Origin of the sequence: Hyphobacterium sp. CCMP332 (assembly GCA_014323545.1) — a bacterium.
GTDB lineage: Bacteria > Bacteroidota > Bacteroidia > Cytophagales > CCMP332 > CCMP332.
Window position 1 is genome coordinate 3,057,614 of sequence record CP058647.1, and the last position, 19,458, is coordinate 3,077,071.

General features: G+C 35.8%; 17 protein-coding genes and 1 tRNA gene. 9 read left to right on the forward strand and 9 right to left on the reverse strand.

Going from position 1 to position 19,458, the window contains the following annotated elements:
* Nucleotides 1-54: 54 nt before the first annotated feature.
* From HZR84_13490 to HZR84_13520, 7 genes are all read left to right on the forward strand, one after another.
* Nucleotides 55-483 carry an IPExxxVDY family protein gene (locus HZR84_13490; protein QNL22909.1) on the forward strand — a complete coding sequence of 143 codons (429 nt, stop codon included), beginning with the start codon at nucleotides 55-57 and terminating at the stop codon, nucleotides 481-483.
* A 3-nt stretch (nucleotides 484-486) separates the two neighbouring features.
* A complete protein-coding gene (gene pyk, locus HZR84_13495; GenBank protein ID QNL22910.1) occupies nucleotides 487-1,920 on the forward strand; it encodes a pyruvate kinase in 1,434 nt (477 codons plus the stop codon).
* 81 nt (nucleotides 1,921-2,001) lie between these two features.
* Complete coding sequence (locus tag HZR84_13500; GenBank protein QNL22911.1) at nucleotides 2,002-3,282, forward strand: DUF2851 family protein; 1,281 nt, start codon at nucleotides 2,002-2,004, stop codon at nucleotides 3,280-3,282.
* The gene (locus tag HZR84_13505; GenBank protein QNL22912.1) at nucleotides 3,282-4,463 is read left to right on the forward strand and encodes a hypothetical protein; all 1,182 of its coding nucleotides are present in this window, start codon (nucleotides 3,282-3,284) and stop codon (nucleotides 4,461-4,463) included. The genes HZR84_13500 and HZR84_13505 overlap by 1 nt, the downstream gene beginning before the upstream one ends.
* Before the next feature lie 49 nt (nucleotides 4,464-4,512).
* The gene (locus HZR84_13510) at nucleotides 4,513-5,154 is read left to right on the forward strand and encodes a NeuD/PglB/VioB family sugar acetyltransferase (protein QNL22913.1); all 642 of its coding nucleotides are present in this window, start codon (nucleotides 4,513-4,515) and stop codon (nucleotides 5,152-5,154) included.
* A 37-nt stretch (nucleotides 5,155-5,191) separates the two neighbouring features.
* Nucleotides 5,192-6,148: a rhodanese-related sulfurtransferase gene (locus HZR84_13515; protein QNL22914.1), complete on the forward strand. Its 957-nt coding sequence runs from the start codon at nucleotides 5,192-5,194 to the stop codon at nucleotides 6,146-6,148.
* On the forward strand, nucleotides 6,149-7,009 hold the full coding sequence (locus tag HZR84_13520) for a nucleoside phosphorylase (GenBank protein QNL22915.1): 861 nt from the start codon (nucleotides 6,149-6,151) through the stop codon (nucleotides 7,007-7,009).
* Here HZR84_13520 and HZR84_13525 read toward each other — a convergent pair.
* The 4 genes from HZR84_13525 to HZR84_13540 all read right to left on the reverse strand — a co-directional run bounded on the left by HZR84_13525 (nucleotide 7,006) and on the right by HZR84_13540 (nucleotide 10,225).
* Nucleotides 7,006-7,905, reverse strand: a complete 900-nt coding sequence (locus HZR84_13525; GenBank protein QNL22916.1) for a hypothetical protein — start codon at nucleotides 7,903-7,905, stop codon at nucleotides 7,006-7,008. The genes HZR84_13520 and HZR84_13525 overlap by 4 nt on opposite strands.
* A gap of 636 nt (nucleotides 7,906-8,541) precedes the next feature.
* A tRNA-Ile gene (locus HZR84_13530) sits at nucleotides 8,542-8,615 on the reverse strand.
* A 101-nt stretch (nucleotides 8,616-8,716) separates the two neighbouring features.
* On the reverse strand, nucleotides 8,717-9,712 hold the full coding sequence (locus tag HZR84_13535; GenBank protein QNL22917.1) for a glycosyltransferase family 2 protein: 996 nt from the start codon (nucleotides 9,710-9,712) through the stop codon (nucleotides 8,717-8,719).
* A gap of 3 nt (nucleotides 9,713-9,715) precedes the next feature.
* Nucleotides 9,716-10,225 carry a DinB family protein gene (locus HZR84_13540; protein QNL22918.1) on the reverse strand — a complete coding sequence of 170 codons (510 nt, stop codon included), beginning with the start codon at nucleotides 10,223-10,225 and terminating at the stop codon, nucleotides 9,716-9,718.
* 195 nt (nucleotides 10,226-10,420) lie between these two features.
* On the opposite strand from HZR84_13540, the gene HZR84_13545 reads away from it, so the two are divergent.
* Both HZR84_13545 and HZR84_13550 read left to right on the forward strand, forming a co-directional pair.
* The gene (locus HZR84_13545; protein QNL22919.1) at nucleotides 10,421-11,053 is read left to right on the forward strand and encodes an HAD family phosphatase; all 633 of its coding nucleotides are present in this window, start codon (nucleotides 10,421-10,423) and stop codon (nucleotides 11,051-11,053) included.
* A complete protein-coding gene (locus HZR84_13550) occupies nucleotides 11,040-12,194 on the forward strand; it encodes a site-2 protease family protein (GenBank protein ID QNL22920.1) in 1,155 nt (384 codons plus the stop codon). The genes HZR84_13545 and HZR84_13550 overlap by 14 nt, the downstream gene beginning before the upstream one ends.
* Here HZR84_13550 and HZR84_13555 read toward each other — a convergent pair.
* The 5 genes from HZR84_13555 to HZR84_13575 all read right to left on the reverse strand — a co-directional run bounded on the left by HZR84_13555 (nucleotide 12,191) and on the right by HZR84_13575 (nucleotide 19,376).
* Complete coding sequence (locus HZR84_13555) at nucleotides 12,191-12,505, reverse strand: rhodanese-like domain-containing protein (GenBank protein ID QNL22921.1); 315 nt, start codon at nucleotides 12,503-12,505, stop codon at nucleotides 12,191-12,193. The two genes, HZR84_13550 and HZR84_13555, sit on opposite strands and share 4 nt — an antisense overlap.
* A 1-nt stretch (nucleotide 12,506) precedes the next feature.
* Complete coding sequence (locus HZR84_13560; GenBank protein QNL22922.1) at nucleotides 12,507-14,396, reverse strand: T9SS type A sorting domain-containing protein; 1,890 nt, start codon at nucleotides 14,394-14,396, stop codon at nucleotides 12,507-12,509.
* On the reverse strand, nucleotides 14,393-15,205 hold the full coding sequence (locus HZR84_13565) for a PASTA domain-containing protein (protein ID QNL22923.1): 813 nt from the start codon (nucleotides 15,203-15,205) through the stop codon (nucleotides 14,393-14,395). Before HZR84_13565 ends, HZR84_13560 begins: the two co-directional genes overlap by 4 nt.
* Before the next feature lie 4 nt (nucleotides 15,206-15,209).
* The gene (locus tag HZR84_13570; GenBank protein QNL22924.1) at nucleotides 15,210-17,870 is read right to left on the reverse strand and encodes a D-alanine--D-alanine ligase; all 2,661 of its coding nucleotides are present in this window, start codon (nucleotides 17,868-17,870) and stop codon (nucleotides 15,210-15,212) included.
* Between the two features lie 72 nt (nucleotides 17,871-17,942).
* On the reverse strand, nucleotides 17,943-19,376 hold the full coding sequence (locus tag HZR84_13575) for a choice-of-anchor B family protein (GenBank protein QNL22925.1): 1,434 nt from the start codon (nucleotides 19,374-19,376) through the stop codon (nucleotides 17,943-17,945).
* Between the last annotated feature and the right edge of the window lie 82 nt (nucleotides 19,377-19,458).

Sequence of the window (19,458 nt, forward strand, 5' to 3'; positions counted from 1 at the left end):
AATAGTTATTAGAATAAAAGATTCCCATTTAAAATTTGCAATTGAAAATCAGATATGGCGAAAAAGTATAAATTGGACATCGCTTATGAATGGAATGGGGTTTTGCTCGCAATGGTATGCCCCTGGCCCGATTATAAATTAGCTTGGAAATTATCAAAAGAGCTTGGAATAGAACTAGCCAGAAAGAAAGATTGGCAAATTCTTTTTAAAGAAGATAAAAAAAACTCCTATCCGCTTTATCAATTCAATAATGAATACACTACTTTTAGGCTTTTAAAAAACAGGGCATATCAAATAGAGTACAGTGAACAAGCTTTGCTTTTGCCCGAACTAAAGGATTTTGATTATCTATTTTTAATTGAAACTGAGGCAGAAATTAATTTTGATGCCATAAATCAACGAATAAGGAATATAGACAGCATTCAATTGCTCAAATCATTCAATCCTGAAACGCTAAAATCAAAACACAATATAGCTTTTTGAAATATGGAAACTTCATATAATCGGACCAAGATTATTGCAACCGTTGGCCCAGCGAGTAGCAGTAAAGAAAAATTAGTTGAACTTGTAAAGGCCGGTGTCGATGTATTTCGATTAAACTTTTCTCATGGTTCACATAAAGATCACATGGTCGTAATTAAAAATATCAATGAAATTAACAGGGAATACGGTACACATATAAGTATTCTTCAGGACTTACAGGGGCCAAAGATCAGGATTGGGGAGGTAGAAAACGGAGAAGTCATTATAAACCCTGGTGATAAACTCACCATTTCCACTGAAAAAATAATCGGTAATGCTAAAAAAGTATTTACTACATACACCCAAATTTATAAGGATGTACAACCCGGAGAGGGTATTTTAGTAGACGATGGAAAAATTGAACTCAAAGTTTTAGAAGTTGATAAAAAGAAAAAAGAAATACACACGGAGGTGATTTACGGTGGCCCTTTGCGATCCAAAAAAGGGATTAATCTTCCAAGTACAAAGATATCTCTTCCCTCACTGACTGAAAAAGATTTGGAAGATCTAGAATTTGGACTTAAAAATAATATTGACTGGATTGCGCTTTCATTTGTACGACATGCAGATGATGTAAAAGATCTTAGAAAAAAAATAAAAGCTAAGGACAGCAATGCCAAGATCATCTCCAAAGTTGAGAAACCTGAGGCGATTGAGAACATTGATGAGATCATTGATGTATCGGATGCCATAATGGTAGCCAGGGGAGATTTGGGTGTGGAAATATATATGGAAGAAGTTCCCATCGTTCAAAAAATGATTGCCAAAAAATGCAAATACGCAGCAAAGCCGGTGATTATTGCCACTCAAATGATGGAAAGCATGATCGAGAACCCTAGACCCACGCGTGCGGAAACCAATGACGTGGCCAATGCGGTATTGGATGGTGCCGATGTTTTAATGTTAAGCGGAGAAACCTCAGTTGGAAAGTATCCTATTCAAACTGTCATTAGTATGAGCCGTACCATTCAGTCGGTTGAAGAAAATGCCGATATATATTATAAGCATTATGCCTTAAATGAGGAGTCCGACACTTTTGTTCACGATTCGGTAATCTCCATGTCGGTTCGTTTGGCTGAAATTACCGATGCCAAAGCCATTACCGGAATGACTTTTTCCGGATATACGGGATTTAGACTTTCAGGCCACAGACCCAAATCTCATATATTTATTTTCACGGCCAATAAATCAATATTGAGTACTCTTAACTTACTTTGGGGCGTTCGCGGCATCTATTACGATAAATTTGAATCAACTGATGATACCATTGAGGATCTTGAAAAGATATTGGTAGAACAAGGCTATTTGAGCAAAGGTGATGTATATATCAATACTGCAAGTATGCCGATGTACAAAAAATTGCGTACCAATATGGTAAAACTGAGTATTGTCGAGTAAAAATTAATTGAAAAAAGACTTTTTAGAAATTGGCCATAAATTATATTCGTATTTTCGGAGCTAATAATTTATAGTGGGTTTTTGAAAGAAGCATTTCTTCAATTTATATGGCAATTTCAGCTTTTTAATAAGCAGGGTTTAAGTCTCATTAGTGGAGAGGCATTAAATGTCATTAAGCCCGGCAGCATTAATTCTCATGCCGGACCTGATTTTTCACAGGCTCATATACACTTTGATGATCTCGATTTCTACGGGCATGTTGAGATACATTTAAAAAGCAGTGAATGGGATAGCCATAAGCATCAGGAAGATCCGGCCTATAACAATGTCATTTTACACGTCGTTTTGGAAAATGATAAAGAAGTTAAAAATGCAGCGGGCAAATTAATCCCTACGATAGAATTACGCGGGCGCATTCCTTTAAATTTTTATCAGAATTACGAAAAACTGATCAACAGTACTCAGGAAGTACCCTGTCAGTCTCATATAGAAAAGACTAATCGCGTAATTCTCATTTCAATGATGGATAGGGTACTGATTGAAAGACTTGAACAAAAGTCGCTTTTATTCAAACATGTTCTCGACAAATTAAAAGGGGATTGGGAGGAAGCTTGCTTCAAATTTATACTCAAAAGTTTTGGATTTAAAAGGAATAAAGAAGGTTTTAACGAGCTGGCATCAAAAATTTCATTTAAGGAAATAAAACGCTTTACCAACAATAAGAAAGAAATTGAAGCCATATTATTTGGAACATCGGGGTTTTTAAAAGGTGAACGTAAAAACGATTCTTATTTTAATGAGATTAAGGAAGTTTACAAGAGGCTAAAATTGAAATTTGAAAATCAAAGTGAATTGAATCCGGTAATCTGGAAATTTTTCAGATTGAGGCCGGGGAATTTTCCAACGCTTAGACTTGCTCAATTTGCCGCATTCATACATGAAAAAGAACATTTACTCAGCAATATTCTCAATATGGAAACACTCGCCGATGTAAAATCTTTTTTTAACGATGAGCCTAGTACTTATTGGCAAAAGCATTACAAATTTTCAAATGAAACTGAAAAAGGCATATCAAAAATTGGAGATTCAAGCATAGAAAGCCTTATTATCAATGCTATTATTCCCATCTGGGTCAGCTATTCCAGGATAAGATCAAATGATTCCTATATGGACAGGGCACTGAAAATTCTAGAGGAAATCTCACCTGAAAACAACAAAATCACGCGTTTCTGGAAAAATTATACCTTTCCCAATAATAACGCATTTGACTCTCAGGCATTGATACATTTATATAATAATTACTGTGCCGAGCGCAAATGTTTGAAATGCAATATTGGAGTTAGCATCGTAAGAGAATTTTAATGTGGGCATTTATTATTTGGATAGTTCTTATAGCATTCACCTTATTCTATATATGGAGAAATAAGAATAAACTTTCTATTAAAATTTCTATTCCTCTATACCTGATAAAAATAAGTTCAGGCCTTGCAATTGGAATGTATTATTATCATTTCAAGGAGCAATCGGGCGATAGTTTTTATTTTTTTAATACGGCATCTGAAATTCTCCAAAAGCCCATTGCGGAAATTTTTGAATTTGTTTTTTACTCTCAGATTAATCTGGATATAGATACACCCAGGTCTGCTCTTTTTCTCAAATTTCTTATCCCAATATGCTGGGTATCTCTATGCAATTACTGGCTGGCGAGCATTCTAATTGGAAGTATGAGTTATTTAATCTTGCTTATCCTTTTCATTCGCTATTTTCAGTTCTTTTCTAAGGACTTTATTATACTAATATTTTCATTTTTTGTTTTTCCTTCAGTGTTGATTTGGACATCGGGAATCTTTAAAGAGAGTTTTGTTTTTATTAGCTTGCTCGTTTCTCTAATAGCATTATTGGATTATATATTTAAAAAGAAAGTAAACTTTTGGGTGCTGATAATGAGCCTGTTTGCTTTTCTTATCTTTTTTAAACTGAGGTACTTTTATTCAATATTTCTTCTATTGATTGTGGGCCTTTATCTTTATCGCACATTAAGCCCAAAATTCTCGATACCAATTTCCCTTTTACTATTGGCATCGGTAATAGGTATTCTTATTTTTCATCCTGTTTTAAATCCAATTGAATTACCTTTTTTCATTTATAATTCCCATCATAGAATTTTAAGTTTTGGTAATAATGGAATTGATCTTTATTACAGTTTTTCTCAAGCTGATTGGTTTAGTATAATTGTTAATCTTCCTTTCGCATTCGTAAATGCTTTTTTGCGGCCATTTCCATGGGAGTGGCAAAACATACAATTGTTTATTTATTCAATTGAAAATTACATCCTTTTAGCAGCCTTTTTGCTTTTTAGTTTCAAATCAAATAGAATAGCAAAACATCAATATGTTATCATCCTACTCTTACTTATTGCCCTGACCTTTGTAAGCCTGGCCACCCCAAATTTTGGTTCTTTGTATCGATACAAGTCTATTTGCCTTCCTTTTTTAATGTATTTATTAATTCATCCTTTAAAATTATCATTTGCCAAGAGCTGAGCTTTCATCGATTGCACAATGATTCTCAAAGCCTTAAATTTGCGGGCCAATGAAAAAACCTGTAATAATATTTGGTTCGGGCACAATGGCCATGCATGCTTTAGATATTTTCAAGAGCCATGATATCGTGGTTTATGGATTTCTTGATGATGATGAAGAGCGACACGGAAAATTGATCGATGATATATCTGTATTGGGGAATACCGATGATCATGGATTTCTAAAACTTATCAGTAAAAAAGCCGAAGCTTTTATTGCATTGGAAGAACTGGAAGAACGCGAGAAGGTCATCACAATGCTAACTGAAGATCGTAAAACGATGCCAATGAATGCCATTCATAATTCGGCAATTATTTCAGAATCAGCTTCTCTGGGTTATGGAAACTTTATTGCTGCCGGAGTGGTAATTCAAGCATTTGCCAAAATCGATCAGCATGTTCAGATTTTTGCCAATAGCAGTATTGGTGCAAAGACTAAAATATCAAATTTTGCACAAATTGGACAGAACGTATCGATCGGCGACGAGGTGGAAATAGGAGAGGGGGCATATATCGGAGCGAATGCAACAATAATTTCTGGTGTTAAAATTGGGAAAAATGCCAAAATAGGACCCGGATCGGTTGTTATTCATAAAGTTGAAAAAGAGGCGCGTTTATTTGGTAATCCGGCTCAGAACTGGAAAAAAAATTAGTATATAAATCTTTCACTTAGCAGAAACTAAGAAGAAAATGAAGACACATCAAATCCTACTTTACTATTGTTATTCAAATATTAAAGACCCCGCAGAATTCAGGTTAAAACATCACGAATTTTGCATTGATCTCGATTTGCGAGGTAGAATTATCGTAGCTGCGGAAGGCATTAACGGTACAGTTTCCGGAACAATTGAAAATTGCTCTAAATACATGGAGCATTTAAATGCAGATCCGAGATTTGCAGATATTGAGTTTAAAATTGACAGCAGCAATGGACACGCCTTTCAAAAATTAAATGTGAGGTTAAAAAAAGAAATCGTGCATTCCGGCTTGGAGCATATTAATCCCAAGAAACGCACAGGTAAATATGTGGAGCCTGAAGAGTTTATAAAACTCAGTAAAAATCCGGATTTTGTAGTGCTTGATGTAAGGTCAAATTACGAACATGAACTTGGACGCTTCAAAAATGCCATCACTCTGGACATTGATCATTTCAGAGAATTTCCTGATAAAATTAAGGATTTAGAAAATCTTAAGAATAAGAAAATTGTCACTTATTGTACCGGGGGTGTAAAATGTGAAAAAGCAAGTGCTTATTTACTTGAAAATGGTTTTCACGATGTTTATCAATTACACGGTGGGATTATAAAATACGGAATGGAAGCCGGCGGTGAAGATTTTGAAGGTAAATGTTATGTTTTTGACAATCGGGTTGCTGTAGATGTCAATAAGGTCAATCCTAAAATTATTTCGAAGTGTTACATTTGTGCAAAACCATCAGATCGAATGGTCAATTGTGCAAACCCTGAATGCAATATTCACGTAGCTATTTGTGATACTTGCGGGGATGAATATCAGGGGGCGTGTTCTGAAGAGTGTATGAATCATCCTGAGAAAAGGGATTACGATGGAACAGGTTATTATGCAAAAACCCTTAATGGGTATAACCCAAAAAAAGATTTGAAACGAAAAGAGGTATTCAATCCATAAATGGGAGTGTCAAACGCTTCTGATTTGATCCTGAACAAAGATGGTAGTGTCTATCATCTGAGTTTGAAACCAAAAGATATTTCTGATATAATTTTTACGGTAGGGGATCCGGGTAGAGTTCATCGTGTAAGCAGTCATTTTGATAGCATTGACTTCGAGATGAATAAGCGCGAATTCATTACACATACCGGAACGATAAATGGTAAGAAAATAACGGTAATGTCTACGGGTATGGGAACTGCCAATATTGAGATCTTAATGCTCGAACTCGATCTGCTCGCTAATTATGATTTCAGCAAGAAGAAATTTAAAGCCAAAAAGAAGAGTTTGAACATTATCCGGCTCGGAACTTCGGGATCCATGCAGTCGGGACTTTCGGTCGGCTCCATATTGCTTTCTGAATCCGCTGTAGGACTGGATAATTTGATGTCCTATTATTTTTACGAAGAAAACAAAGCTCAGAAGGAATTTTCCGAAGAAGTAAAAAATCACCTGGATGTGGATGTGACGCCGTATACAGCCGATGCAGATGAAGAATTGTTAGAGCAATTCTCCAACGATTCCTTTGTCAAAGGCGTTACCGTCACCTGCCCGGGGTTTTACGGACCTCAGGGAAGAGAAATTAATCTGGAAATCAAGGATAATAAGATTCTTGAAAAACTCAGTTACTTCCACTGCCAGGGCAAATGGCTCACCAATTTTGAGATGGAAACCTCTGCTTACTATGCTTTTGCCAAAATGTTGGGTCACAAGGCACTGTCGGTAAATGCGATTTTAGCCAACAGAATTACAGGTAGATTTTCATCCAATCCAAACAGAATTGTTGATAGAATGATCAGAAATGTAATTGAAAAGCTTTAATTGAGTATTGATTCCTTTTCTTTCGTTTCTTTTTGAGGTATAATTTCCCTTAGATTTCTCAGTATTTTTTCGGACAGTTCATCCGTTGGAAGATCATTCTGATCACGGCCAAATGGATCTTCAATTTCTTCACCAATTACTTCGATACTAATAAGAATATAAGAAACCACCATGGTGATTGGTACCGATGCATAAAGAAAATCAGACATAAAAGCGAAAGGTAAAGTCACCACATACACCAGGATAAACATTTTGATGTAAACAGAGTAGGAAAATGGGATTGGTGTATTTTTAATCCTTTCACAAGCGCCAATGATATCCGTGAAGGCTTTAATCTCTTTATCCAGTAAAAACAGCTGTTCACCACTGATTTCACCTTTTTTATAAGAGTTGTTTACTTCTTCGTAAATTCTTCCACTCAGGTAATTTGGTTTATGATCGACATCTTCAATTCTGTCGAGGTCAGATTTTGGCAGGTAGTGAAGCTCTTCATAAAGAACTCCAAAACGGAGATGTTCTTTCATTGCAAAAACATATGCCGTAATCAGATCTCTCAAATAGACTTTTTTAACCTGATCATCAAAAATTGCATTGATTTTTAAAGCGAGATTTCTTGTTTCATTTACAAGTGCGCCCCAAAGTTTCCTGCCTTCCCACCAGCGGTCATATGCAGTGTTCGTCCTGAATACTAAAAACAAACCCAAAACAATACCTAAAAGAGAGTGAGCAACGCTTGTACTTTCTATTCTGTAATGATGCAAATCGAGAAAATACCAGGTTAATAGAAAGTTAAATATTCCTATACCTAATATAATCTTAATGATCTGGCGAAAACCGCTCCATTTAATGACATAGTAGAAGACATTCAACCACTGTTTCGGATCGTAGTGTACCATAAGGCTAAATTACAAATTAAGACTTAACATTGAATAAGTAATGAGCAAATTGTCCTATTCATATGTCAAATTTAAATGATCATACCAAAGTCAATAAATTTAAGTGAATTGGGATTCACCAAAGTCTCAATAGACAATTCATAATTTTTAATTGAAGAAAATGGGCTACCGAAATTCGTTTCACTCATTCGGGACAAGCTTCTCGCCCCACCTTAAAAAATTTAAAATCGAGTGGATGTGTATAACCTTATTTTAGATTGAAACAAAGTGGGCCCTGCCCATGAAGGTCATTTCATGCCTTCAGGGCATGCTGGGCTTCTTGGCTCAATCAAAAGTTTTTTTAAATATGGAATTGAATTTAACCCTTGAAAATGATTCTGAATTGAGTGTCAACCGATTTCGGCGCAAAGAATAAAAAAATCCGCCATATCAAAGGTTATGGCGGAAGGAGGTGGGCCCTGCCCATGAAGGTCATTTCATGCCTTCAGGGCACGCTGGGCTTCTTGGCTCAATCAAAAGTTTTTTTAAATATGGAATTGAATTTAACCCTTGAAAATGATTCTGAATTGAGTGTCAACCGATTTCGGCGCAAAGAATAAAAAAATCCGCCATATCAAAGGTTATGGCGGAAGGAGGTGGGCCCTGCTGGGCTCGAACCAGCGACCACCTGATTATGAGTCAGGTGCTCTAACCAACTGAGCTAAGGGCCCCGAAACAGGCAAATTTGCCTTATTTCTAATTGGACTGCAATATTAGCTAAATCACATTTATTAACAATGCCATGTACCATAAAAAATACTTTTGCCCGGGATTAACTAAAATTAAAGTAATCGACATTTTCTTTTTTGTTAAAATCTGAAAACAGACTTTTTAATTGCATTTTGGCATCCTTACTTTCGATGGCAACTATATATTTTGAATTTGTTCTGTCTTTCAAAAGTTCATCAATCTCCTTTTTTATATCCAATTTCGATTTCTCCTTGTTTTGGCTAATTATTTCAAACTGAACTTTATGCTCTAATAAAATTTGGCCCAATATTTTGGCTTTTAGACCACTTGCAAACACTATTAGGTTTTCGTTTCGAATCTCATTTTTTAAAAAATGATGGACTTTCAAATTAAAAAAAGCTTTTTGCTGGTAATGCTTATTGTTTCGGCTTGTTCTTGCTTTATGTTCTCTCCAGAGATGAATAGTCTCTGGGCTTGAGATAACTTTTAATGCGGATTTATGCATGCGGAACACAAGATCGTAATCTTCAGGAAACAATTCTGACCGAAAGGCTCCGCAATTTTCAAAATCATTGCGATATATCATCCAGGCCGGAGAAGCAATCACACACTCCTTATATATATTTTCCCATTGAATGCCTTTTAGATTGATATCGTTGAGCCATGATTGATATTTTTTGTATCCATCGGAAATGTCATCTTCCGAAAAATATTTTACCATTCCTGTACTTACATATCCTTTTCCTTTTTTGTGCAAAAGATTTTTTAATACTTCCAACTTTCTTTTTGGCATAATGTCATCAGAATCCATTCGATGGATAAATTCTCCTTGCGAATTTGAGTAAGCTGTATTTAAGGCGTCAATGATTCCCTTTCCCGTATTTTCTAGAAGTTTTATTCGCCCGTCCCTATAAGAGTAATCCTGAACTATTGCCATCGATTTATCTTCGGAATGATCGTTTATGGCAATTAATTCCCACTGATCTTCAGATTGGTCAATTATGCTGTCAAGGCAGTCTTTAAAATAAAGTTCTGAATTTTTGAAAGGGAGAAGAATACTGATTAAGCCTTTCTTCATTGCTTACCAGTTACCAGCATAATTTAAATCGGGGTGGTAATTATTCTCTATATATTGATATTTATACCTTATGATCTGTCGAGTATGTAAGTAATCATGAGCGAGCCAGTTATTTAATACATACCAGGCACTCATATCTCCAAGTTTAGGGTGTTTATAGGTATTTGTCCATTTCGGATTTTTAATGGCTCTTAGCCAATCGATTGATTGTTTTCTTTCGGATAAAAATTCCTTTGCTTTTAATTTAAAATCCTGTTTATCATAATTTCTTTCTTTAACCCAGTTTTGAGGATCTATCGGAGTAAATGGATTGTTTGGATTCTCAAGTATGCTTTCTAATCTCGCACGAAAATCTTCTCTTTCTTCATCGCATAAATGACAGACTATTTCAACCAGGTTCCATTTTTCCGGAGATGGTCGCCAATGCACCAAATCACCGGAAATAGAAGCGAAAAGGCTTTTAAATAATCCTTGATTTTTATCCAATTGCTCAATGATATGTAATGCGTCCATTTAGAATTTTTATTTAAACTAAAATTACTTATTAATATAACATCAGAAAGTAGTTAGAACATTCCTTTTCAGCTGGACACACTTAAAATTTAATCCGGGTTCAACATTTATATTTTTAAAATCTTTAAACTAAAAGATTGATATTCGCAATTAAAAAATGCAACAATGCCTAATTAGAAAGCATTTTTAATAATTATGAATATATCAAAAAACATAAGGCTTATCTTATTTGACTTAGGTGGTGTAATTATCGATATAGATTGGAAGAAATCAGTAAAGGCTTTTGCAGAATTAACCGGCAGAAGTTTTGAGGAACTAAACCATTTGATGAGAAAGGAAGAGCTTGTACAACGTATTGAAACCGGAAAGATGGACTCCGAAGGGTTTAGGAATTGGTTTTGTCGAGTTTTTAATAATGATTTCGAAAATGCTGAAATTGACAATGCCTGGAATGCTATGTTACTTGATATTCCTTTGAAGAGAATTGAATTGATCAAAACACTAAAAGAAAATTATAGCGTTATGTGTCTTTCAAATACAAATGAAATCCACATCAATGAATTAAATTCAAAATTATCATTGATCTCCGAATTTGATAGTTTAGAAAATTTGATGGATAAAACCTATTACAGCCATCTTCTTAAAACAAGAAAACCTGAACCGAGAGCCTGGGAAATAATCCTCAACGAAAATCAATTAACAGCGGAATCTGTTCTATATTTTGACGATAATGAAAGAAACCACCAGGTGGCAAAAGAATTGGGTTTTAATTCAGTTTTAATTGACTCTGACAATACAATTGAACAGTATTTTAATGGAAGAATTTAGTCCAAAGACCATTGCAATTCATGTAGGTCTTTTTATAATATCATTTATTACAGCTACTATCGCAGGAATGGAATGGGTCAACGGTTCATTGCTACTTTTAAGTGATTCAGAGAGGGAAATAAACTGGTGGTCAAAAGAGAATATCTATCAGGGACTTAGGTATTCAGTAGTATTTTTGGGTGTTTTATCATTCCATGAATTCGGTCATTATTTTACCGCACGCTATCATAACATCCGAACGACTCTTCCATATTATATACCTCTTTGGTTGGGTTTTGGCCTTTCTTTTGGTTCCATGGGCGCGTTGATACGAATTAAGCAAACTATTTTATCTCGAAAAAAGTATTTTGATGTGGGAATCGCAGGACCACTGGCAGGTTTTGTTGTGGCACTTGTAGTGCTGGTTTACGGATTTACCCATTTACCGGAGCTTGAATACTTATTTAAATACAATCCTGAATATGCCAAGTACGGAAGGGATTATGCACAATATGTATACAAAGACATGGACTTTGGTGTTTTCAGGGTTGGTAAAAATCTAATGTTTATAATTCTTGAAAATTTGCTGGTAGATGATCCAAGCAAAATTCCAAACGGTTATGAAATGATTCATTACCCAATCATATTTGCCGGTTATTTAACATTGTTTTTTACTGCATTGAATCTTTTGCCCATTGGCCAATTGGATGGCGGGCATATCACTTTCGGATTATTTGGCACAAAAAACAGTCGAATTATTTCTGCAATCTTGTTTATCATTTTTGTCTTTTATGCAGGATTGGGTTGGACAACACCATTTTTACCAACACAGGAATTATTAATAACTATCCCATTACAGCTCGGACTATATTATTTCATCTTTGCCAAAGTGTCCCCAAAACGAATGGATGTTATACTTCTTGCCGTCGGGACTTTTTCAATCCAGTTTTTATTGAGTTTTTTGATTCCGGGTATTGAAGGTTATCAGGGCTGGTTGTTCTTTGCTTTTATATTGGGAAGATTTTTGGGTGTCTACCACCCCGGAGCATTGGATCAGAGGCCTTTGTCACCAGCGAGAAAATTATTAGGATGGATTTGCCTGATCATCTTTATTCTTTGCTTTACTCCCAAACCATTTGTGTTTGAAATACCTGTTTACTAAGAAGGATTAATCTTTACCACTTTATAAAAATTGTCAAGCCCACCGGTAAGATTGTAAACATTTACAATTCCTTGTGATCTCAAGAATTTTTGTGCCTGAACACTTCTTTTGCCTGAATTACAATGAACGATGATTTTTTTATTTTTCCATTGTTTAAATTCATTCAGACGCTTAGGGATAGAGTAGAGGGGAATATTATAAGGGGCGATATGATTTTCTTCGTACTCCCAATCTTCGCGTACATCGATAATGACAATTTCAGAATCTTTAAGATTAATTTTCTTGTTGAGTTCTTCCGGATTGATATCCATTTTACTTGAATATTTGTAATCGTTTGTTTTTCAACATTCCATCATTCACAAACTTAACAATATAGCTTCCATTTGGCAATTTTGAAAGATCGATTTTATCACCACTATTTAATCTGTTTCCATTAACAGCAATCCTGCCATTCAAATCATATATAAAATATTCATCACATTCTCCAACAATACTTATAAAACCCTGAGCCGGATTGGGAGCAATAGAAACTTCGTACTGATTTTCCACCGTTTCTTCATCTTGTTTTTTCTCTAACTGGCTGCCTTTAGCAATAGGAGCATTGACCGTATCAAATATTGGCCGAATCATTAATGCCCCCGGAAATTCAAAATCCGCTTCATTAACCCAGCCATCATCGGGATCTACTTTGGTGTAAATTTTCTCATTGAATCTATTGTTCATATCATAGCCAACATTTAAGAAAGTTTTGTCAAATTGAACCCAGCCAATATATATAGTATCACTAACGATAACAGCGCTATCAAAATTGACTCTGAAAAACGAGTACTTTCCCTGTCCGTAGCCGCCTACTATATCTTGTCCATAGATAATCGGGTCAACATCTTTTTGTAAATCCGACCATATTCTTATTCCGATTTGTGTACTGGTAATGCTACTTTCACCGGGAATAAACATTATATCCAGGCCTGTCATAGTATCTTGAGCGTAAAGGCCATATTCTATTGCGACTTTACCAAAGGGGGTTCGAATACCCGCACCTAATTCGGGAGTGGCATCATCATAGGCGTAGTATTCTGCCAAATGTCCTACAAACTCTGTTGAATCATTCACTCTTCTGTCTATGCCTTCATAAATAGTATCGCTGTGATCAATAAGAATATAGGATTTTTTGAAAATATATTTTTGACTTTTATCAATAGGGAATGCATCAATCTCAGCCTTATCTGTGAAGCTTATTCCGGTTTTGATTTCACCCTGATTTATTAAACCACCGATAATTGTATCGTCTTGAATTAGGGCATTTGTATTTTCTTCAGTAATGAATCCTTGTACAGCAAAAACACTTTGAGCATTCAACAATGTTCGAACATAAAATTCACTGCTATCCATAAAATAATCAGATAACGAATCCGTATTTATTTGTTCAACAGGAATGGAAGTATAGTCTTTAAACACCCTTTGTTCATCGGTTTGAATGGTTCGATCTTGTGGAAATCTAGGCCCATTGACTCCATTTCTATTTAAAACAACATAATCAATAATCCAATTGTCATAATTACCTGAAAGTGTACCTCTGTTGCGAATTCTGAATTGAAATGAATTGTAAAAATATGCAACATCTTCCAGGTTAATTTGAGCAAAGAGTAATGTATCATTTGGCAAGGAATCCGAAGCTTCTACACCCCAAACCACTTTCCATTTGAAAGTACTGTCTGTGTCTGCAATTTTAAATTCAACGATTAAGGAATCACCCTGTCTCTGGTCCGGAGCTTCTCCCAATCCGGTCTGCTGCCAAAAAAAACTTAAAGAAATATCTTCATTGGGACCCCAAGGGGAAAGGTCTATGGGCGCTGAGTTTAATACATCAGCTGTACCTTTTGGAAAGTTGGATCTGAAATCATACGGGTTTCCAAATTCATTCAAACCATCAAAACTCAATACGCCCTTACTTGGCGGAAATATTCCCAAACCAATGCTTACAAAAGCCCCACTTCCGGGTTCCCAACGTAATGTATCGGGATTGCCGGTATATTGTGAAAAATCATCAAAAAAAGGAATAGCCAGTGTATCCGCGCTTTGATTGATTCTTTTGGCATTCTGAACTTCACTTAATCTTTGTTGATGAAGGCCTGAAATTTCTAATTGGGCAAAGAGAAGTGTTGAGCAAAAAAGGAATATGAGGCTTATATGGTATTTCATTCTATCTCCGGATCCATCAACAAGCTATCTCCTTCAAACGTTTCATTATCTACGTTATTACCCGAAACCCACAAATTTATCTCATCACCTAATCGCACAATTTGTCTGTTTTCATGACTTGGCCTACTTCTAATGACATAGCCCAAATCTACAGTGTCTGTTTCAACGTACTCAATTATTCCAAGTTTCAAACCGGAACCCAGAATGGTATATTCTGCTTCTTCAAGACTTAAACCGGCCAATTTTGGTACAATAAAACGATCGGTTCCTTTTCCATCTCCAACAATTATATCAATTGTGCTTCCTTTGTATATGGAATCTCCGGCTTCTACTTTAACACCATTTAGTTGTGCTTCCAAAACTGCATTGGCGGCCAAATCGGGCCGATATCTGATCTTACCCAAATTTAATCCATTGTTTTTCAATATTTTTTCCACCATTTCGGCGGAAACGTCAATAACATCTGGAAACTTAATTTTTGGGGCGTATTTTGGGGTGACTGTTATATATATTTTACGATTTTCTTTAACATTCACCATAGGCGCGGGATTTTGAGAAATAATTGTTCCTGGTTCAATATCTACTATAAAAGTGGAATCAAATATTTCCAATCTCAAATTGCGCTTCTCCAGAAACTCTTCTGCATCCGAATATTGCATTCCCTGAAGATCGGGGACAGTAATACTTTCACCGTGCTTTGTAGTTACAGGCAGGTATATGTAAAAAAAACCAACTAAAAATACAGCACATATCAACAGGACAATTCCCAAGTGAATTAAAATACGTATCAAAGGATTATTACTTGTCATGCTATTAAGATAAATTTTTATTCCTGTTCTTACCGTATTTTAAAATTTCACTTATAAACGCAAGCGGAGTGTATTTACTTATTGCACTTTGATGGAAAATACAAGTGGCAGGGGTCATTCCGGGCAATGAATTAATTTCAATGATATATACTTTGACTTTATCTGGTTTGTAAATTTTCACAAAAGCATCTATTCTGGCATAGCCCTGGATGTCAAGAGTTTCAGCCACTTGCTTTAAAACTTCTTTTACTTTATCTGAAATACTTTTATTTAATTTAGGATTTCTATCGAAACGCGCAGGAGTAATGTTTTGTCCTTCCCCTGCCAGAAATTTTTCTTCCAGACTTAAAACATCCCCGGTGGCCAATGCTTCTGATGGTTCAAACATCTCGATGATGGTATTGCCATTTTGATCATGATGAGTAAGAAGTCCTCCTGTAATTTCGAGAAAATGGTCAGCATCTCCCATTGTAATCAGCGTTTCAATCACAAATCCCTGTTTTGCAGGAAATTCTTCTTTTACACTTATCCCCAAAACCTCACATGCCTTATGATCCAGGATATCAGAATCCCTAAAGATCAATAAGGAATAAGCATTCAGCATTGATCGGTTCTTTATTTTAGTAACTGCCGAGCTACAACCGTCATCTGCAGGCTTGGCAATAAATGGGTATTCAAATTCTTTTTCAACGGATAATATGAAATCCTCCTGATTTTTTTGCCAATCATTTTTTAATACAAATCGATGTTCCGCAACGTAAAAACCTTTATCCTTTAAAATTTCATTGGTTTGAAATTTATTAATAGTTATTTCTGAACTATCAGGTTGTGAACCATTATAAGGGACATTTCTTTTTGCAAGTTCTCTTTGAACTGTGCCGTCTTCACCCGGGCGTCCGTGCAAGGCTATGAAAACGGAATTAAATTTTAAAGCCAATTCATCGTAATTAATTTTTATTGGCTCGCTAATTAAGTTACCGGTGTATTTATCCGTAATGGCTTTGCATTCTTTTTTTATTTCATCAAGTATGGGGTGAATCTTGAAATTCAATATTTTATCCCTGATATCATCAGCATTATCCTTGAGCATAATGTTAATCGGGATTTCATAAAGTTCGTGATTGTCCAAATTACCTGTCAGGAATAGAGGAGAAGGCAAATGCTCCTTTGACGATGATAGCTTTTCGTAAATATTCCTTCCACTTTCCACAGAAATATGTCGTTCAGATGAAAAACCACCCATTATAACTGCAACCTTTTCCTTTTTTTGTTCTTCGCGATTGAATTTGGCAATTTTATCATCCAGGTTTTGCAAAAGATTATAATAGTGGATGGGAAGTTTTCCTGTTTTTAATCTGGATCTAAGGGAAGTTCGTATAATAAATGTAAGGAATTGAGATGGGTTAAGTCCTATTTCTGCCGCCTGATGAAAAAAGAATGAGGAAGGAAGCATTCCCGAAGTAGTATTGGGGTCATTCAGATAAATACCTTTCTCGGAGATGAAGCCATCCAATCGTGCATAGACATCACAATTTAAGTTGGTGTACAACTTTTCACAGGCTTTCCTAATAGCTTGAATTTGATTGACAGGAAGATCAATTGGGGTAATCTTCCGACTTATTCCCGGTAGATATTTTGCCCGATAATCATATATATCGCTCGGTTTTAAAATCTGAGTAGGAGGTAAGGCAATTGCCCTACTGTTTTCATCTTCAATTACAATGCAACTGAACTCCTCTCCGTCGATAAAGGATTCAACAAGAATGCTATCTTCAGAAATTAGACTTTCAAGAAGAAGTTCAGTTTCAGGACTCGAATTCAGATATTCAAATAACTCTTCCGGGTGAATAATTATTTTATCAACTATTTTTAATGGAAATCCTATTCCCGTTCGGATGTCAGCTATCGCATTGATAGTTCTTACTTTTTCCTCTTCGCTAAGGCTTTTATATTTCCCGAGAATAAATTTTTCTCTGAATAAGGCTTTTTCAACTGCAATTTCAAATTGAGAAAATTCTGCATTTTTTAATATTGAAACTCCAATGCTAGATCCCTGATGTGGTGCCTTTACCACAATGTCCTTTCCTATTTCCCGGGTAATTTTTTTAAATAGTTCTTTTCGTTTTGTCTTATCCCAATTCGCTTTATCAATTATGGCATGTCTTGGATGTAATTCCTGAGAATCCTGAAAAATTCGTTTCTGAACAATTTTATTGATGCCAATGGATGAGGGCAGAAGCCCTGAACCCGAATATGGTATTTGATACCATTCAAGCAATCCCTGGATCGCACCGGTCCTCCCCTGAGGCCCATGCAATGCTAGAAAAGCAAATTCGAATAATGATTTAAAATCCTCAGGTTGTATTTTCTTTCCAACTGATCCTATGACTTCTTCAATTGAGGATTCATTAAAATCAAGAGACTCTATATAAATCTGAAAAGGATGCTTGCTTTTATAATCAAATTGTGATGGCGGGTAAAAATCCCGAATGGTGCCTTTATAAATGTGTTGCCAATCAAGCAATATAAAATTACCAAGGCTGTCCACAAATATCGGAACGACCTCAAATAAATTCTTATCGAGATTATCGAATACCGTTCTCCCGCCAGCAAAAGATACTTCTCTCTCACGGGATTGTCCTCCGAAGAAAATTCCAATTTTCATTGCGGCAAAGATAGTAAAGCCAAGATACTGTAAATAAAAAAACCGGCACAATGACCGGTTTTTATTAATGCCTTATTTTTTAAAGAGCTTGAGTCTTTTTTGCCCCCCATTTGAATGGACATTGACAAAGTAGACGCCAGACTCCTCATTGGTCAAGTCCAGAATTATATCACGTTCAAAACTGACTAAATTCCTCCTAAGAATAGCTTTACCTCGGACATCGTAAACTACAACTTCAGTAATAATATTTTGATCTGATATAAGATGAAAAACACCCTCCGTAGGGTTAGGAAAAATACTGATACTTTCGGCTGTTAATTCCCTCAATGACACAGGGCTAGTAGTGGTGTCTTCGCAATATTTACTTGTATCTACTTCATAAACATCATCGTAGATTCCAGGTGCACATGGAAAAGTACTGTCATAACTCAAAACATATAGCCCCTTCTTTTGATCGGAAGCAATAATATTTCCCGATGGCAAATATGGATATACTCCCCAACATCCGTCAAATCCACCGCTGGTAGTCGTGTCGGTATCAAAATAGGCAACTTGAGTTGGACTCGCCGGAACAGAAATATCATAAACCTGGACACCAAGGTGATAATACGAAACAAAAGCAATGCAATTTTTCACAAATGGATTATGAGGAATGAGATTGCTTGGCGGGTTGGCCGGGAAAGTGCTTACGGTTTGAATATTGCTGAGATCACTGATATCAATAATTTTCAAAGGACTGCCTCCGGTTTCGTCGGCCATTACCATGTGCATGCCGTCCGTACTCATCCATGATGAATGATTATATCCTTTTCCCGGATAATTTTCTATAGAACCTATAAATACTGGGTTTTCAGCATCTGCAAAATCAAAGACCTGCAAACCATCGCCTGCTGCTGATAAATAAACTGTATCGCCTCTTACAAAAGCATCGTGAGAACTCAAAGGAGAAGGCACATTGACGCCGTTTCTAATTCCTCCAATTAAATAGGGATTTTCAGGGTCTTCAATACACAGAATGTCCAATGGAAAAGAAGAACCACCTCTATTATTGCTTACTAAATACAAGCGATCATCATTTACGAAAATATTGTGCACATTTGAGGAAAATGCTGTGGAATTGTAAACCTCAACTATTGAATCGGGAAGATATTGAAGATCCCAAATTTGAAGAGAGCCCCCTCCAAAACCATCGGAAACTCCAAAGGCATAATGTTTATAGGTTTTGTAATCTCTCCAAATGGTAGAGTTACCGCCTGGAAAATAATCAATTTCCACCGGATTGGCTGGATCTGTAATATCTGCGAAATAAGTTCCTGCAGCATGGCCCAAAATTCCATATTCGCGACCATCAGGTGCTGCGTATCCCCAACAATCATTAAACTGACTGTTTCCGGGTGTTAAATTTGATGGAAAGAACACGGATAACTCCGTCATGTTCATACCCTGTTGAGCAAAACTACTCACTGAGAATCCTACTAGAAATATTAAGCTTATTAATCTTGTCATGTTAATTTTATTGAATTAATTCTGCGTGTCATTTAATTATTGTATTGAAATTTTGACGAAAATAGAAAAACCGGAGCAATTC

What these genes read in the sequence shown, in the direction of transcription:
- HZR84_13490 (QNL22909.1), top strand. Translation starts at nt 55, where the DNA reads ATGGCGAAAAAGTATAAATTGGACATCGCTTATGAATGGAATGGGGTT.
- pyk (QNL22910.1), top strand. Translation starts at nt 487, where the DNA reads ATGGAAACTTCATATAATCGGACCAAGATTATTGCAACCGTTGGCCCA.
- HZR84_13505 (QNL22912.1), top strand. Translation starts at nt 3,282, where the DNA reads ATGTGGGCATTTATTATTTGGATAGTTCTTATAGCATTCACCTTATTC.
- HZR84_13510 (QNL22913.1), top strand. Translation starts at nt 4,513, where the DNA reads ATGAAAAAACCTGTAATAATATTTGGTTCGGGCACAATGGCCATGCAT.
- HZR84_13515 (QNL22914.1), top strand. Translation starts at nt 5,192, where the DNA reads ATGAAGACACATCAAATCCTACTTTACTATTGTTATTCAAATATTAAA.
- HZR84_13520 (QNL22915.1), top strand. Translation starts at nt 6,149, where the DNA reads ATGGGAGTGTCAAACGCTTCTGATTTGATCCTGAACAAAGATGGTAGT.
- HZR84_13525 (QNL22916.1), bottom strand. Translation starts at nt 7,905, where the DNA reads ATGGTACACTACGATCCGAAACAGTGGTTGAATGTCTTCTACTATGTC.
- HZR84_13535 (QNL22917.1), bottom strand. Translation starts at nt 9,712, where the DNA reads ATGAAGAAAGGCTTAATCAGTATTCTTCTCCCTTTCAAAAATTCAGAA.
- HZR84_13540 (QNL22918.1), bottom strand. Translation starts at nt 10,225, where the DNA reads ATGGACGCATTACATATCATTGAGCAATTGGATAAAAATCAAGGATTA.
- HZR84_13545 (QNL22919.1), top strand. Translation starts at nt 10,421, where the DNA reads ATGAATATATCAAAAAACATAAGGCTTATCTTATTTGACTTAGGTGGT.
- HZR84_13550 (QNL22920.1), top strand. Translation starts at nt 11,040, where the DNA reads ATGGAAGAATTTAGTCCAAAGACCATTGCAATTCATGTAGGTCTTTTT.
- HZR84_13555 (QNL22921.1), bottom strand. Translation starts at nt 12,505, where the DNA reads ATGGATATCAATCCGGAAGAACTCAACAAGAAAATTAATCTTAAAGAT.
- HZR84_13560 (QNL22922.1), bottom strand. Translation starts at nt 14,396, where the DNA reads ATGAAATACCATATAAGCCTCATATTCCTTTTTTGCTCAACACTTCTC.
- HZR84_13565 (QNL22923.1), bottom strand. Translation starts at nt 15,205, where the DNA reads ATGACAAGTAATAATCCTTTGATACGTATTTTAATTCACTTGGGAATT.
- HZR84_13570 (QNL22924.1), bottom strand. Translation starts at nt 17,870, where the DNA reads ATGAAAATTGGAATTTTCTTCGGAGGACAATCCCGTGAGAGAGAAGTA.
- HZR84_13575 (QNL22925.1), bottom strand. Translation starts at nt 19,376, where the DNA reads ATGACAAGATTAATAAGCTTAATATTTCTAGTAGGATTCTCAGTGAGT.